General features: G+C 36.4%; 11 protein-coding genes. 5 read left to right on the top strand and 6 right to left on the bottom strand.

Features of this window, described 5'->3' with window-relative positions:
• From DCO46_RS18720 to DCO46_RS18700, 4 genes are all read right to left on the bottom strand, one after another.
• Positions 1 to 182, bottom strand: a 182-nt coding sequence (locus DCO46_RS18720; RefSeq protein WP_133244614.1) for a hypothetical protein, incomplete at its 3' end; no start/stop codon positions are given.
• Between the two features lie 172 nt (positions 183 to 354).
• A complete protein-coding gene (locus tag DCO46_RS18715; protein ID WP_116754013.1) occupies positions 355 to 1,161 on the bottom strand; it encodes a LytR/AlgR family response regulator transcription factor in 807 nt (268 codons plus the stop codon).
• 304 nt (positions 1,162 to 1,465) lie between these two features.
• Positions 1,466 to 2,638, bottom strand: a complete 1,173-nt coding sequence (locus DCO46_RS18705; RefSeq protein ID WP_116754011.1) for a fibronectin type III domain-containing protein — start codon at positions 2,636 to 2,638, stop codon at positions 1,466 to 1,468.
• 169 nt (positions 2,639 to 2,807) lie between these two features.
• Positions 2,808 to 4,346, bottom strand: coding sequence for a glycine--tRNA ligase (locus tag DCO46_RS18700; RefSeq protein WP_116754010.1), 1,539 nt, complete (start codon positions 4,344 to 4,346; stop codon positions 2,808 to 2,810).
• Positions 4,347 to 4,507: 161 nt separating this feature from the next.
• On the opposite strand from DCO46_RS18700, the gene DCO46_RS18695 reads away from it, so the two are divergent.
• Positions 4,508 to 5,125, top strand: coding sequence for a ComF family protein (locus tag DCO46_RS18695; protein ID WP_116754009.1), 618 nt, complete (start codon positions 4,508 to 4,510; stop codon positions 5,123 to 5,125).
• A 17-nt stretch (positions 5,126 to 5,142) separates the two neighbouring features.
• On the opposite strand, the gene DCO46_RS18690 is transcribed toward DCO46_RS18695, so the two are convergent.
• Positions 5,143 to 7,830, bottom strand: coding sequence for a reprolysin-like metallopeptidase (locus tag DCO46_RS18690; protein WP_116754008.1), 2,688 nt, complete (start codon positions 7,828 to 7,830; stop codon positions 5,143 to 5,145).
• Between the two features lie 199 nt (positions 7,831 to 8,029).
• Here DCO46_RS18690 and DCO46_RS18685 point away from each other — a divergent pair, with 199 nt between their 5' ends.
• The 4 genes from DCO46_RS18685 to DCO46_RS18670 all read left to right on the top strand — a co-directional run bounded on the left by DCO46_RS18685 (position 8,030) and on the right by DCO46_RS18670 (position 11,722).
• The gene (locus tag DCO46_RS18685) at positions 8,030 to 8,959 is read left to right on the top strand and encodes a bifunctional riboflavin kinase/FAD synthetase (protein ID WP_116754007.1); all 930 of its coding nucleotides are present in this window, start codon (positions 8,030 to 8,032) and stop codon (positions 8,957 to 8,959) included.
• 115 nt (positions 8,960 to 9,074) lie between these two features.
• Entirely contained in the window at positions 9,075 to 9,512 is a 438-nt protein-coding gene (locus DCO46_RS18680) for a hypothetical protein (protein ID WP_116754006.1), read from the top strand.
• 172 nt (positions 9,513 to 9,684) lie between these two features.
• The gene (bioB, locus tag DCO46_RS18675; RefSeq protein ID WP_116754005.1) at positions 9,685 to 10,773 is read left to right on the top strand and encodes a biotin synthase BioB; all 1,089 of its coding nucleotides are present in this window, start codon (positions 9,685 to 9,687) and stop codon (positions 10,771 to 10,773) included.
• Positions 10,774 to 10,855: 82 nt separating this feature from the next.
• A complete protein-coding gene (locus DCO46_RS18670; RefSeq protein ID WP_116754004.1) occupies positions 10,856 to 11,722 on the top strand; it encodes a cupin-like domain-containing protein in 867 nt (288 codons plus the stop codon).
• Positions 11,723 to 11,775: 53 nt separating this feature from the next.
• Here DCO46_RS18670 and DCO46_RS18665 read toward each other — a convergent pair whose 3' ends face one another.
• On the bottom strand, positions 11,776 to 16,983 hold the full coding sequence (locus DCO46_RS18665) for a T9SS sorting signal type C domain-containing protein (RefSeq protein WP_124019583.1): 5,208 nt from the start codon (positions 16,981 to 16,983) through the stop codon (positions 11,776 to 11,778).
• Positions 16,984 to 17,298 lie beyond the last annotated feature (315 nt).

Below are 17,298 nucleotides of genomic sequence, written 5' to 3'. Positions count from 1 at the left end.
TTTTCTGCTAATTGATTCTTTACGATACGATCTTGTTTTCTTCCACCGCCTGTTGCTCCGTCAACCGGCAGTTCAATACTTGATCTGTGATTTGAAAAAATGGCTTGGTTTGATGGAGTTGTAAAAGAAGTTGCAACCATTGCTAAAGAGAATAATCCGAATGTTAAAGCTGTTTTTTTCATGACCTTAATTTTTTTTGTTTATGATTTTTATTTGGGGGGCTGTGATTATGTGTTAATCACGGTGTAAAACTAAGTCGGGAATCAAAAAAAATTTATACAAAAAAATTAGTTTGTGGTAGAACATGCCCAATTGATAGTAGATGAACGTGAAATTTACGTAAATACCTAATTTTTAGACTTCTAAGTAATTTCCTATAATAAAATCAGTAATTATAAGGTCAATATTCGATTTATAGGTTTTAGAAAAAGGGATTTTTTTTGTTGAATTTTTTATATAGCAGATTGAATTTCCGCTATGAATACGGGCTATATAATTGCGATTAATAATATAACTGTTGTGAATTCTGAAAAAAGGATAAGTCAAAACATTTTCAAAATGCTTAAGTGTTTTAAAAGCGGTTACCATTTCGCCGGAACTAAGGTAAATATCGGTCGAATTATTATCTGCCTGAAAATAACAAATATCTGCGGCGTTCAGGTAACGATAATCTCCATAGGATTTTATACATATGGTAAGCGGTTTTTCTGCAATTGAAGAATGCTGCAGAGCCGGAATAACCGAATTTATTTCGTTCCTGATTTTAAGGGATTCTGCCTCTAAGGTGGCCTTATCCAGCTTTAAAACAGTTTTGAGCAAATCAATCTGCAAAACAGGCTTTAATAAATAATCAAAAACTCCATACTGAATCGCTTCGTAAGCAAGTTCTTTTTGAGAAGTCGTAACGATTATTTTTGGTATATGCGATAAATACCGGTATAACTCATTGATAAAATAAAGGGACAAATCACTCGATAAATCTTGTGGATCTATTTCAATAAAAATAATAGCCGGTTTGTGCTCCAGAACCAGTTGCAGTGCTTGAGGGTAATTCGTAGCTGATGCCAAAAAAGTTAACTCCGGAAAACCTTCTGCAATAGTTTTGGTTTCCAGAGTACTCTCAGCATTATCATCAATGATAATATACGAATACTTTTTCAATAGTAGTTTGTCTTAATTTTCCATGAAATCTAAGAAACTATTTGATTAGTTTTCTTATGAATTGCTTAATTTTTTTACAATTCATTAAAAATACAAATTTTAAGAATGCAAATAATTCATTGTTAATACATTATAAACAATTGTTAAAATTTATAAATAAACTACGACCTAAAAACAAAAAAATCCCAAACTCTCCCGAGACTTCGGGATGGAATTTGGGATTTTTTAAACTGTTCTTTCAGAAAAATTAGATTTAAAAATATGAATTTGACATTCATTTCTATATTAATTTCTAAACCTTTTATTATTCAATTTTAAATGCAAATTTATTAGACGTAAATACTTCGTCATTTTGGTCCGTCATTTTGGCTTGTATAAAGTAATCACCGGCTGCAAAATCAGATTTATATGTTCTGATACAAACAAAATTATTAAAATGAAAATCAAAATAATAGCCATTAATTGAATGAGCAAATCCAAAACCTTCAGTATCACAACTATTGTAACCACATGTTGGGGAACTACTGCTTTCATTTGAAGCTAATACTTTGCTGAAATTTGGATCATCTGATTTTGTAATGATAAATTCATTTCTCTTTGCAACTGCGGAAACATTACTGTTTGCTCCTGCTGATGTCCAGAAAAAACCACTAAAATACAATGCTAATTTACCATTGCTAACCTGACTTTCATAAGCCTTATTAAATCTAGGAGTTTTATTGAAAACCGACATTAAATTTACCCATGGAAAATTATTATCTTTTGATTCTAAATAAGGATCTAATCCTACCACACCGCTGTTTTTAATATGTATATAAGAATCTCCCAGAAACAAACCTATAGTATAATTTTTAAGATAATTATAGTCTGTATCTTTATCAAAAAATGACTGGACATTATCTGGCAATTCTATTTTGAAACTTGTCACTGAATAAGGAGAATCTCCACCGACATTAACAAACGAAGCTTTTTTTGCTTTTAAACTGTCATTTCCAATTTTAATATAAGCAACCAAAGGAGTTTTACTTTCATCAAATTCAACAAATTCAGGTAAAATAATAATTGGTATAGTACATTCCTTATTTACAGTGTTAGTTACATGGCCACCATTGCCCATATTGCCTTCCAAAAATACTATTGTTGTAAATGGTATCTCTTTAGATTCTTTAAAATCTGCACCATTTTCCATTCTAACTTTAACAAAATACTTTTTTCCTTTATCTAAATTTACCAGACTGCCTGATTTAGATTCTGTCCAGGTTTGTTCATTATTTTTTCTGTATAAATATTTAACCGTAATAGTATTTGGATAACTTTCGTTTAATAAATTTACAATAGCGGTTGTTGTATTTACGCCTGTAACTTCAATTTCAACTTCGGGTATTATTAATACAGCGTCTTCTGCTTTTTCACTTTCATCCTTGCTACAGGCAATAAAAACAAAGGCAATAAAAATTAGAGTAAAGATTTTTTTCATAGTTGATTTAGAGTTTATTTATTATTAGGCTTTTAAAATTTTCTTATGTTATATAATTTATTTTTGGGCCAAATATATAACAATTCAAATCGTTTAAAATTAAAAAATCCCAAACTCTTCCGAGACTTCGGGATGGAATTTGGGATTTTTTATATTGATATTTGAAAGATTACATTTTCATTAACCAGTTTTTCATTGAAACTTCATTTTCGATAATTGCACTTAATTCAGCAATTTTCACACGGTCCTGTTTCATTGTATCCCTGTGACGGATGGTTACTGTTTCATCTTCCAGAGTCTGATGATCTACTGTGATACAGAACGGAGTTCCAAGAGCATCCTGTCTTCTGTAACGACGACCCACTGCATCTTTTTCATCATAAGCCACATTGAAATCCCATTTTAAATCTTCGATGATTTTTTTAGAAATTTCAGGTAATCCGTCTTTTTTAACTAAAGGCAAAATAGCCGCTTTTGTTGGTGCTAAAACTGCAGGCAATTTTAATACTGTTCTTGTAGAACCGTCTTCTAAAGTTTCTTCCTTTAGAGATGTTGCAAAAACAGCCAGGAACATACGGTCTAAACCAACTGAAGTCTCAACAACGTAAGGAACGTAGTTCTCATTCAGTTCAGGATCAAAATATTGTAGTTTTCTTCCTGAATATTGTTCGTGTGCTTTTAAGTCAAAATCAGTACGAGAGTGAATTCCTTCCAGTTCTTTGAATCCGAATGGAAAATTAAACTCAATATCTGCTGCCGCATTGGCATAATGCGCTAATTTTTCGTGATCATGAAAACGGTAGTTTTCTTTACCTAATCCTAAAGATAAATGCCAGTTTAAACGGGTTGTTTTCCAGTGTTCGTACCATTGCATTTCTTCTCCCGGACGTACAAAAAACTGCATTTCCATTTGTTCGAATTCACGCATACGGAAAATGAATTGTCTTGCAACGATTTCATTTCTAAAAGCTTTACCGGTCTGAGCAATTCCAAAAGGAACTTTCATACGGCCCGATTTCTGAACGTTTAAGAAATTCACAAAAATACCCTGAGCTGTTTCAGGACGTAAATATAAGTCCATTGCAGAATCTGCAGAAGCACCTAATTTAGTTCCAAACATTAAGTTGAACTGTTTAACATCTGTCCAGTTTCTTGAACCGGTTTCAGGATCAGCAATTTCCAATTCTTCGATTAAAGCCTTTACATCCTGAAGATCTTCGCTCATCCCTTTTGCAAGCCTTGATAAAATTTCTTTGTATTTTGAAAGATATTCTATAACGCGGGCATTTGTCGTAACAAATTCTTCCTCATTAAAAGCATCACCAAAACGGGCTCTTGCTTTTTCGATTTCTTTTTGAGCTTTTTGATTGATCTTTTCAGCATAATCTTCAACCAAAACGTCAGCTCTATATCTTTTCTTAGAATCTTTATTATCAATTAATGGATCGTTGAAGGCATCAACGTGGCCTGAAGCTTTCCAGGTTGTTGGATGCATCAATATGGCAGCATCAAGGCCGACAATATTTTCATTCATCTGAACCATTGATTTCCACCAATATTCACGGATATTCTTTTTTAACTCGACACCATTTTGTGCATAATCATAGACAGCACTTAATCCGTCGTAAACTTCGCTTGACGGAAAAATAAATCCGTACTCTTTTGCGTGCGAAACCACATTCTTAAATAAATCTTCTTGTTTTGCCATAGTGATGCAAAAATATAAAAAGTACTTTTAAAAAAAAGAAAAATAATTAAGATTGAAGTATTGATTTCGTTATTTTTGTAACTAAATTCTTTCTATTTGTGTTTAATTATATTATTGACCTCTTTTTTCCTAAGATTTGCTCCGGATGTCGTTCGCTCCTAATGACTAACGAAACTGTTTTATGCACCAAATGCCGTCATGAAATGCCGCTGACCCAATATCATCTGGATAACAAAAATGAAGCTGTCAAAAAGTTTTACGGAAAAGTGGAGATCGAATATATTTCGGCATTCTTATACTTCAATAAAAAAGGAATGGTTCAGGAACTCATTCATAATCTTAAATATAAAGGCCAGGAAGAAATCGGAACTCTTTTGGGAAACTGGTATGTGAATGATTTAAAAGAATTAAATCTTAAAACGCCTTTTGATGTTATAGTCCCGGTTCCGTTACACAAAAGAAAATTTAAAGAACGAGGCTATAATCAGGTTGCTACTTTTGGAAAAGCCCTGGCTGCAGGTTTAAAAATTCCTTACGATGATTCGGTTTTGTTCAGGAAAATATATTCCAAAACCCAATCAAAAAAGAATCTTGCAGGCCGATCTGAAAACATCAGGAATATGTTTGATGTAATGATGTCAGAAGAAAATCACAATAAGCATTTTGTAATTGTTGATGATGTTTTGACGACGGGCGCTACACTCGAAGCCTGTTCGCGTGCTTTGTTAAAAATTCCGGGTGCAAAAATCAGCATTGTCTGTATGGCAATGGCACATTAACTATTCATCTGAAAAGATTAGTTAACTACTATTTTCTTCACTGTTTTTCTGTCTCCGTCAATAACCGTTACCAGATATATTCCGGCTGAAACATTCTGAAGCTGAATATTTTGACTAAAATTGTCTGTACTTGCAAAAGAATTGGAATAAACGGCTTTTCCTAAAATATCATGTACATAAATTTTAACCCCTTCTGATGATTGTGGCGTGAATTCTACAGTAAAACTCCCTTTATTCGGATTCGGATACAAAACGAAATTTATAGCTTCAAAATCATCTGTACCTAAAGTATATTTTTGACTCTTAATTGTAATTGATGCGCTATTAATTGTCCCTGTTTTACCTGCATCAACATCACGCACCATTAATGTCCAGTTCCCGTAAGGGATTTGATTATTAAAGTCGCTCAGTTTTCCGGCAGGGACAACAATTTGTAATGTTGATATTCCACACTCCATTGCAGTTCCTGAATCGTCGTATTTTAGCGATAATGTATTTGAAATACTATTACAGCTTCCGTCAAACAAAGGCACAATTGTTCCCGACGGACTCATGATGCTTATCTGAACATCTGATAAATAGGTGTGTGTAAAATTAATATTCAAATCTACGTCTACAATTGCTGCCTGATCTGCAGGAACCGGAGCCGGAACGTTTATTATTCTTGTGGTGTAATTCATATTACCATCAGGAATGGTAACTGGTGTGCTAAAAGTGTAGGTATTGGAATCTGAAGTTACATCATAACCTATCGCAAATTGCTTTGAGTTAACAGCATAATAAATATTGTCTGTGGGTTCTATAAGTAATCTGCAGTTTGTGTTTTTAATATCTGTTGGTACGGTAATCGTTTGTGAACCATCATTTGGTGTATTTAGGGCAAGGTTAACCGGGTAAGTTAAACCTCCGTCTGTAGAAAGTTTAATGTTTACGTTTGCAGAACCTGCCAGGGTATTTGTGCCATTAACACTCCAGGTAATAGTTTGCTGAGTTCCATTTGTCCAGCCAATATTATCGGTATTTTGTGAAGTGACTGCAAAAGGCCCAACGTTTGCGTTTACAGTAACTACCATTGCATCTGTATTGGTCTGGGCTGTTCCCTGAGCGGCATTATCACGTCCTGTCAATGTAAAATTCAACGTTCTTGCTACAGAAGAAACGGACTCCCAGGTAGATGATAAATTATTTTGTAAAACTGCACTTAGCTGCGGCATGTACCTGACAGGCGAAGTGACTGGTAAAAAGGAACGAAACAAAGGTCCGTCCGGTTTAGTCGGATATGCTTTACTATTGTCTCCGGAGGTTGTTACAGAACTGTCATTTTGTTCCCAGCAGTAGGTAATCGTGTCCCCATCAGAATCAGTACCGGTACCTTTTAAGATAAAGGCTGTTCCTTTCGGAATTGTATAATCATCTCCGGCTCCAATAGCCGGCGGATTATTGGTCAGGGTTGTGCTAACCGGACAGCTTACGCCAGAAAGTATAGTCTGTATCTGACGAATACTTGCATATGCAAAATAATCATCAGAATTGTTCTGAACATCATAACCATCAGAAACTCCCGCGTAGCCCATAATAGTAGATCCGCTTCCCGGTTCAACATTTGTACCTGTGACTTCACCAGAATCAAATGAAAAAGTATGATAAGCCCCTAACTGATGTCCAAATTCATGGATTACAAAATCGATATCAAAAGTATCTCCTTCCGGTCTGTTATTCGAAGGTGAAGTATACGCACTTCCTTTTCCTAAAGGTTCTGCAGCAGTAGGATTGGCACAAATACAACCAATACATCCGGCATTTCCTCCTCCGCCCGAAGCACCAAATAAGTGTCCGATATCATAATTGCTGTTTCCGATCACATTTGTTAAAGTAGTCTGAACTTCCTGATTCCATGCTCCGTTTGCTCCGTCTTCAGCTTTTGAATACGGATCTGTACTTGTATTTGTATAAATAACAGCATCATTATTGGCAATCAAAACCAGTTTAATAGCCAGGTCACGATTAAAAATTCCGTTTACCCTTGTCAGAGTATTATTCATTCCAGCCAGTGCACCTGCTTTTGTACCTCCAAAATAAGCAGCATACTCCGCTGTACAGGATAAAGCCAAACGAAGTGTTTTAAAGACTTTATTATTTGAAGCTTCTTTTGCCGTATTGGCATTTTTTGCTTTTTTATTCGCTGAAAGTTCTTTTGTAGAACAAACCAATGTTGATTTTGCAAGAGTACTTTTTGAACCAAAAACTACATATTGTGATTTGTCATCAGGATTGCTTTCTATAAATTCCGGATTTTTATTTACGCGAAGTACCATAGACTGTAAGCCGGCCGGAGAAACACTAAAATGAATTTTTGCTGATTTATCATCAACTCCAACTCCTTCATATGCCCTGATATCCGGATATTTTGCCTGTAATTCCGGATCAAAATTTGAAGATTCCCAAACATTAAATCTTTCTAAAACGCCATTTGAATTGGGGAAAGAAATTTCTGAAGTATTATTTTTTGATTTATCTGTAACTGCGGAAAGTTTAGATTTTAGAAAATCGGAATTTAATTTAAAGTATAAATTACCCTGATCCTGATCATTTACTTTTTTATTCAATACAGAAGATGAGCTTACTTTTTGCCACAAAGCACCTGTCTGAGCGTTTATATTGATGCAGCAAAAAATAATTAATACAAAAAGTAATTGTTTTTTCATAAATCCGGAATTGTTTTAAGTAACCAAAAATAAAGCAATTAAATTAAATTCTTATGAATAAAAGACGATTAATCCTTTTTCATCGACGAATCGCCCCTTTTTTTAAAAAAGAAAACCAAATTTCATTAAAAAATCAATTGTGCTGAGTATCAAATTTAAAATAGATAGTATAAATTTGCACCATCTTAAATAATTTGCTTTGAAGCTCTTTCATTCTATAAACGATTTTCGGTCAACCAAGAAAACTATTTTAACTCTTGGCACCTTTGATGGTGTGCATATTGGTCATAAAAAAATTCTGGAACGAATTACTCAAAACACAGAAAATGGAAAATATGAAAGTTTAGTACTTACTTTTTTTCCGCATCCAAGAATGGTTCTTCAGGAAAAATCAGAAATAAAACTTTTAAATACAATTTCTGAAAAAACGAAACTTTTGGAACAAACCGGAATTGAAAATCTTGTTATTCATCCGTTTAACGAAAGTTTTTCAAGATTGACTGCCGAAGAATTTGTTCATACCATTTTAGTTGATCAGTTTCATATCCATAAAATCATTATTGGTCACGATCATCGTTTTGGACGAAACAGGACAGCCAATATTGATGATTTAATTGCTTTTGGAAAAGAATACGGCTTTGAAGTGGAGCAGATTTCTGCACAGGAAATTCAGGATGTTTCAGTAAGTTCGACCAAAATCAGAAAAGCGTTAGATGAAGGAAATATAGCACTTGCCAACGATTATTTGGGCTATTCCTATTTTTTAACCGGTGAAGTGGTAAAAGGCAGACAGCTCGGAAGAACGATTGGTTTCCCTACCGCCAATATCAATGTTGAGGAAGATTATAAAAAGATTCCGAAAAATGGCGTTTATGTCGTTAAGGCATTCATCAGCGGAAAAGAAGTTTTTGGAATGATGAATATCGGTTTTAATCCGACTGTTAGTGGGGAAAAGAAAACCATTGAAGTAAATCTTTTTGATTTTGATGCTGATATTTATGGTCAAAAAATTGAGGTTTGTTTACTGGAATATCTTCGCGAAGAACAAAAATTCGGATCTGTTGATTTGCTTAAAGAGCAGCTAAATCAGGATAAAAAAACAGCTTTGGCTTTTATTGCCCGACTTTAGAAAACCTTACTCATAGTTTTCGATTTTTTTAAATCATCGTACTTATTTTTTTAGTAAATTTGATAGAACTCTGTCTGTCAAACGTTTACTATTAACTTCTAAAAAAATAACCACTATGAAATTACCTAAAGAAATAACCAACGGTTTTTTGATATTTCTCGGAATAGGCATTTATTTTTTATTGATGAACGTATTAGGTTTAGCTGATTTATTTTACCTGCGTACTCTCAATGTATTTTTTATATTTTATGGGGTGAATAAAACCATGCGAATGAATTTGCATGAAGGCGAAACCAATTTTGTATCAAACGCAGTTTCTGCAATGGCAACCTCAGTAGTTGGTGTCGCCATGAGTGTTTTCGGATTATTGGTTTACAGTTATGCCAGAGGAGGTGATGCTTATGTAAAAACTTTATCAGAAGCATTTATGTTTGGAGGAAATCCGTCTGTGCCAACTTATTGTATCTGTTTGCTGTTTGAAGGACTTGCTTCTTCGGTAATTGTAACTCTGATGATGATGCTTTACTGGAATAATAAATATATCGCTGATTAATATTTCAAAACAAAATAAACATTTTAGCACTCTAAAATCATAAAAAAATATAATTCTATGATTTTAGGGTGTTTCTTTTTTGAAAAAAATTATCAAATATTCATTTACCGAACACATCATTGGTTGATTAGAACAATTTAACTACTTTTGAAGCTTCAAAAAAAATGTATCAATGAGCATTACAAAACACAACTGGACAAAAGACGAAATAATCGCCATATATAATAAACCTATGATGGATTTGCTGTTTGAAGCAGCAACAATTCACAGACAAAATCATGATCCGAATGTAGTTCAGGTTTCTACATTATTATCTATTAAAACCGGAGGATGCCCTGAAGATTGTGGTTACTGTCCGCAGGCTGCACGTTACAACACGGGAGTCGAAGGAAATGACCTAATGAGCGTGAGCCAGGTAAAAGCTCAGGCTTTGCGTGCAAAATCAAGCGGATCATCGCGTGTTTGTATGGGGGCTGCCTGGAGAAATGTAAAAGATGGTGAAGAGTTTGACCAGGTTTTAGAAATGGTTCGTACTATTAATAAACTGGATATGGAGGTATGTTGTACTTTGGGTATGATTACCGAAAATCAGGCACAACGTTTGGCTGAAGCAGGATTATACGCTTACAATCACAACTTAGATACTTCTGAAGATTATTATAAAGATGTTATTTCGACACGTGCTTTTGAAGACCGTTTAGAAACTATTGAAAATGTACGTAAAACAAATGTTACTGTTTGCAGTGGCGGAATTATCGGAATGGGAGAAAGTATTGAGGACAGAGCCGGAATGCTTGTTGCCCTTTCTACATTAAATCCGCAACCGGAATCTGTGCCGATTAATGCTTTAGTAGCGGTTGAAGGTACTCCGATGGAAGATGAGAAACCAGTTGAAATCTGGGAAATGATCAGAATGGTTGCTACTACAAGAATTGTAATGCCGGACACGCAAGTTCGTTTGTCTGCGGGAAGAACAAATATGAGCCGTGAAGGACAGGCAATGTGCTTTTTTGCCGGAGCGAATTCTATTTTTGCCGGAGATAAATTGCTTACAACCCCAAATCCTGATGTACACGAAGACATGAAAATGTTTGAATTGTTAGGATTGAATCCACAAAAACCATTTACCAAAGTTTCACAGCCAAAAACTGTTGAGGCTTCCGATTCTCAATTTGCTCCTTTAGGAGAAAAACCAAAATGGTCAAGACCCGGACACACTATTGAAAGAAACCTTGAAGCTTCGATTAAATCAAAAATTTAACCAATAGAGCTCACATTTCTCGCTAAAAATATTTAAATTGCTTATAACATACTGATTATAAGCAATTTTTTTTTATTAAGAAATGAATCTACAACAAATAGAAAGGGTTAAAAAAATCTCAAAAGATGATTTTGTAAACCAATATGTCAAAAAACAAATCCCGGTTGTTATTGAGCAGCTGACTGAAGATTGGCCTGCCTACAACAAATGGAAGTTATCCTACATGAAAGAAATTGCCGGTGATGCAATTGTACCTTTATACGATAACAGACCGGTAAACCACAAAGACGGATTTAATGAAGCGCACACCAAAATGAAAATGAGCGACTATATTGATCTTCTGGAACAAAAGCCGACCAATTACCGTATTTTTCTTTATAATTTGATGAAAGAAATCCCAACATTAAAAGATGACTTTTTATGGCCGGATATCGGATTAAAATTAGTCAAGCAATTGCCAATGCTTTTTTTTGGAGGTGCAAGTTCAAGGGTTTTCATGCATTATGATATTGATTACTCGAATATTCTGCATTTTCATTTTCATGGCGAAAAACAATGTATGTTATTTGCTCCGGATCAGTCAAAATATATGTACAAAGTTCCGCATGCTTTGATTTCAAGAGAAGATATTGATTTTGATAATCCGGATTATGAAAAATGGCCTGCCCTTAAAAATGCAAAAGGTTTTATCACCAATTTAAAACATGGTGAAATGTTATATATGCCCGAAGGTTACTGGCATTATATGAAATACTTAACGCCTGGATTTTCAATGAGTTTACGCTCTTTCCCAAAAAATATCGGCAATTTATCAAAAGCGGCTTATAACGTTTTGATCATGCGTCATTTTGATATTCTGATGCGAAAATTCAAAGGACAGAAATGGATTGACTATAAAAATGAGCAGGCAATCCGAAATACTCATCAGGGGTTATATAAAACTCTTTAAACAAAAAAGCAGTTGCATTATTCATGCAGCTGCTTTTTTGCTTCTACTTAATTTTAAAATACTATTTTCTGTGTGGTTACATTATTGTTTTTTAATCTAACCTTTACCAAAAGAACCTGGTTTTGAGATTTTAAATTTTCAATCTCAAATGCCTCGTCATTTAGATTGTTCTTTTTGTAAATTTCTTTTCCTGATATATCAAAAACAAGGATTTCATCAATTACATTATCAAAAGCGTTAATCGTAATGATCTTATTTTTAACGGTGATCAGAACTTCTTTATCTGTCGGGTTGAAAGTATCTGTCCCCAGCGTATTATTTGTATAACGCAATATAAAACGATCATTGAAGACACCAATTACTGAAGAAAAAGTATAAGCACTCGTTTTTAAATTATGTGTTAAGCCAGTTACTTTATCTTCTATATAAATATCATGATTCATTAAATTTCCATCTACCTGATCAATTGAAATGGTAAAATCGCTTACAATTGCAGAACGATATCCTAACGGAACTAAATCAGTCTCTGAGAAAGGAAGTGCCCGTCCCTGAATTACATATTTCCTGTTACCGAGTATACTATAAAAATCAAGATATGGATTAGCATCTTTACTGTCACCATCGTAGGCATTATCATGACCGTCAGTAGCTCCTTCAATATATCCAACCAGTAATTGTTTAAACGCACCTTTAACATTAGACATATTTAGCCAGACACGATGCCGTTCTAAATCATCTGCTTTCTTTGATGTATTAGTTGTTTTAAAGAATTGGGTATTGCTTGCCCCTCCTAAACGCATATCATTCGTAAAGGCAACTGTTCCGTTATTTAGTGCTTTTGCAAAAAAGGACTGACCGGCAGCTATTTTTCCTGTTGGTTTTACACCGGCATCTGTTGCCGGATTATCGGTATGGCCAGGATCGCTTTTTGCCGAAACACCTACACCTCCCAAAGTATTATAAGTGGCATAATCATCAGCCTTATATTGATAAGCCCCTTCGAGGCTAACCGGAGTATTGTGTGTCCAGAAAAAAATAGTTCCGCTCAGAAATAAGTTTGCCGCTAAAAGCTTATCTGCATCCAGGGCAGAAGGATATGGATTTCCTATTAAATAGTACTTTCCGGATTGTACGGTTTGCCCTGATATATTTCCATTATTTGGAACACCTGTAAATGAAGCAGTATAATCAGCTCTGGCTGTAACGGAATAATTTTGAGGTCCACGAATGATGTAGCCCTTACCTACCATCATATTCGTATTTCTATCGACTTCTCCCCAATAATCTCCGTTAAAATCCAGGTATTTATTATATAATGTTCCCGGAGATACATCAATTAGCTTTTGAGGATTTACCGGTGTTGACCAATAGACATAATCACCACGAAGAATTTGTTTACTTGTCCGCTTGTAGGTTATATTACCAGAGTTTATGGCAGGGTTACTATTTGTTTGAACTAAACTTGAATTATTTTCGAAGATTAAGTTTCCTCCATTATTCGTCACCGGATTTGAAATTGTCAAAGTATTATTAGCACTTACTGTAACCGTAGCGCCGGAATCCACAATACAGGAACAACCACTTAAATCACCAGCTGTAATATAATCTGCTGAAAAATGAATGATATCCGTAATGATTGGTGGGCTTCCTTTTGACCAGCTTATTCCATTCCATGTATTGGTATCCGGAGATTTTATTTCAATATTTATGGTTGGAAGGGATGGGCAACTGGAAACATCGTGTATCGTAAAAGTATAGTTTCCGGGAGCTAAATTTGGAATAGTGTAATTTGTACCTGTAGCGGTATAAGTTGTTGTTCCGTTTTGAGTAATAGTCCAGTTTGGTGATGCGGGCAAGCCACTTAGCGTAACGCTTCCTGTAGGTGTAATACAAGTTGGCTGGGTAATAATGCCAACGACAGGAATAGATGGTTTCGTATCAATATCTATTCTTGTTTCTATTGCATAGTCTTCTGCACAGGTTCCGTCTTTCACAACTGCTCTATAGCTTGTACTTGTGGTTAATATTCCCGGTTGATATGTATTTGCTGTATGATTTATAGTCTGCCATACATAAGGAATAGCCTCTGCATATTCCCATCTCAGAATTGTTCCGTTATAACCATTTAAAGTTAATAACGGGCTTGCATCACCACTACAAACATGTGTTCCGCCATTTACAACTCCTCGTATCGTTTTTGTTACATTCGTTGTGTTGGATGCATTTGTACCAGCCACACAGCCAATTGAAGTATAACTTACTGTTACCGTCTTGTTTCCTGTTGTCAACCATTGTAACGTTACTGTATTACTGGCAGAAGAGATTCCTCCTGAAATAATAGTATAATCTGTACCGGCTACCCCTTGAACCGACCATATATAATTTGATTGCCCCGCCTGAGTGGTATAAATAACATCTGTACTTGCACAAACCGAAGCTGCAGGCTGGGTAGTAAAAGTTGGAATTGGAATTGGGTTCACTGTTATCGTTGCCGAGCCTGATGTAAATCCTGAACTTCGAATACAGGTATTTGCACCCGTAACAGAGACCAATGTATAAGTGGTTGAAGCAATTACCGGAGTTGTAAAGGTAGCAAACGGTGTTCCGCTCACTACATTTGATGCCGTACGATCGGCTCCGCCATTTTCTTTATAAATTACCGTATAAGGGCCTGCTCCGGCTGTTGCCGTAAATGTCAACTGTCCGGCACCTGTTGCACAAAAAGGACCATTGGCTGTTAAGCTGCCCTGAGGAAGCGGGTTTACCGTTATCGTTGCTGAACCGGATGTAAATCCTGAACTTCGAATACAACTATTTACCCCCGTAACAGAAACCAGTGTATAAGTCGTTGAAGCAATAATAGGAGTTGTAAAGGCAGTAAACGGTGTTCCGCTCACCACATTTGATGCCGTACGATCGGCTCCGCCATTTTCTTTATAAATTACTGTATAAGGGCCTGCTCCGGCTGTTGCGGTAAATGTCAATTGTCCGGCACCTGTTGCGCAAAAAGGACCATTGGCCGTTAAGCTGCCCTGTGGAAGCGGGTTTACTGTTATCGTTGCTGAACCCGATGTAAATCCTGAACTTCGAATACAGCTATTGGCACCAGTAACAGAAACCAATGTATAAATCGTTGAAGCAATAACCGGAGTTGTAAAGGTAGCAAACGGTGTTCCGCTCACCACATTTGATGCCGTACGATCGGCTCCGCCATTTTCTTTATAAATTACCGTATAAGGTCCTGTTCCGGCTGTTGCAGTAAATGTCAACTGTCCGGCACCTGTTTCGCAAAAAGGACCATTGGCCGTTAAGCTGCCCTGTGGAAGCGGGTTTACCGTTATCGTTGCTGAACCGGATGTAAATCCCGAGTTTCGAATACAGCTATTGGCACCAGTAACAGAAACCAATGTATAAGTGGTTGAAGCAATAACCGGAGTTGTAAAGGTAGCAAACGGTGTTCCGCTCACTACATTTGATGCAGTACGATCGGCTCCGCCATTTTCTTTATAAATTACCGTATAAGGTCCTGTTCCGGCTGTTGCCGTAAATGTCAATTGTCCAGCACCTGTTTCGCAAAAAGGGCCATTGGCCGTTAAGCTGCCCTGTGGAAGCGGGTTTACCGTTATCGTTGCTGAACCCGATGTAAAGCCCGAGCTACGAATACAGGTATTTGCACCAGTAACAGAAACTAGTGTATAAGTGGTTGAAGCAATAACCGGAGTTGTAAAGGTAGCAAACGGTGTTCCGCTCACTACATTTGATGCCGTACGATCTACTCCGCCATTTTCTTTGTAAACGACAGTATAAGGTCCGGTTCCGGCTGTTGCCGTAAATGTCAGTTGTCCGGCACCTGTTGCACAAAAAGGACCATTGGCCGTTAAGCTGCCCTGAGGCAAAGGATTAACCGTAACAGTGGTAGGAGTAGAATTCGCCGAAGAACAAACTCCGTTTTGAATCACAGCTCTAAATTGAGTAGTCTGTGTCAGAGCTAATGAAGTATAAGTTGTAGCCGTATTTGCAATGTCTGTAGAGGTAGTAAAGGAATCTGTTGAAGACTGCCATTTTATAACCGATCCAGTATGTCCGCCGACAGTCAGCAAAGGACTTGTCTGGCCACTGCAAACCGGTGTCCCTCCTGTAACTCCACCACCAACCGATGGTCCGGAAACGGTTATTGCTGCCACATTTAAACTTACAATATCGGTAGAACAAACGCCTGATTTTAAATTGGTAACGGTAATATTACTTGTTCCGGGTGTTGTAAGTCCCGTAGCATTAAAATTTCCAGTACCGGCTACAGTTACAGTCATTGTTGTTGTAAGTGCTGTAGCTGCCGGGAGGCTGGTATTATAAGTAACGGTATAGACACCTATTGGTAACAAAGTGGGCGTAGATGCAAATGTCACCTGAGAAGTGCCCAATGAAGTACAAGCGTTTAATGCCGAAATAGTACCTATACCATACGTTGGACAAGTATAAGTTACGCGAACTTCACCCCTTGCTCCATCTCCTCCGATCTGAGCTGCGGATCCAGCCAAATGCAATCCACCGCTACCACCACCACCTGGAGAAACTCCCGGAAGCCCTGGGCCAATACCCAATAGTGCACTTGTACGAGATGCACCGCCCAGACCGCCTGATGCTCCACCTGCTTTTCCTCCGACACCGGAATTACCTCCTAAATTAAGTAAAAAATTATTTCCAGGTCCGCCAACAGCGCCAGGTAAAGTTCCCAAATTACCCTTTGAAACAGTTTCTGAACCTCCTGCACCTCCTAGAGATGTTCCGGTTGTATTTGCGATTCCGCCATTTCCTCCAACAGCTAAAAATACCGATTCAAAACTTTCTATATAGGAACTGTCTCCATTGCCTCCTGATCCTGCTGTTGCTATAACTGCCTGACCAACTTTAACGTTTATGGTTGTACCGGCAACAACTGTTATTGTACCGTGTGCATAAGCACCACCGCCACCACCGGCGCCGCCTCTTCCGGTCAAAGCTCCAGAATTGCTTGCTCCGCCTCCTGCTCCTCCTGCTCCCCAGGCTTCTATTTCGACACTGGTTATTCCTGCAGGAATAAATATTGATCCGTTACTTGTAAATGGAGAATGTTGTGCCCAAAGCGAAAAACAAACAAATGAAAATAATAAGGAAAGTTTAATCTTTAAATATTGATCATTTTTAGAATAATGACCTGTGAATGAAAAATCACGAATTAAAAAGCAAAGGAAAGTCCGGAAGGAAAGTATTTTTTTTTTCATCGCACCATTTTTTAATTAAAAACAAAAATTAGAATCAGATTAAAATTCTAATTCTAAATACCTTGAAAATAATTTGATGCAGAAAAATATTTAATCAAACAAAAAATATTATAATGCTTTTCCTTTTGTGGTATTTAGTAACAGCAATAATAATTTGACAGATAATAGAGAGTAACAAAATGCTTTATTTATAGGTAGTCAGTTGGCTTGTAAATATTTGAGCTGGACGAGTATACCTACAAGGTACGATTTTATTTACAAGACACGTCAATGACAAAAGTTAAAATGTAAGAATTTAACATTTCAGCCTGTTTT

The organism is Flavobacterium sp. HTF (assembly GCF_003105115.1).
GTDB lineage: Bacteria > Bacteroidota > Bacteroidia > Flavobacteriales > Flavobacteriaceae > Flavobacterium.
Note: the sequence above shows the minus strand (reverse complement) of the source record. Positions and strands in the feature narration are given on the sequence as shown.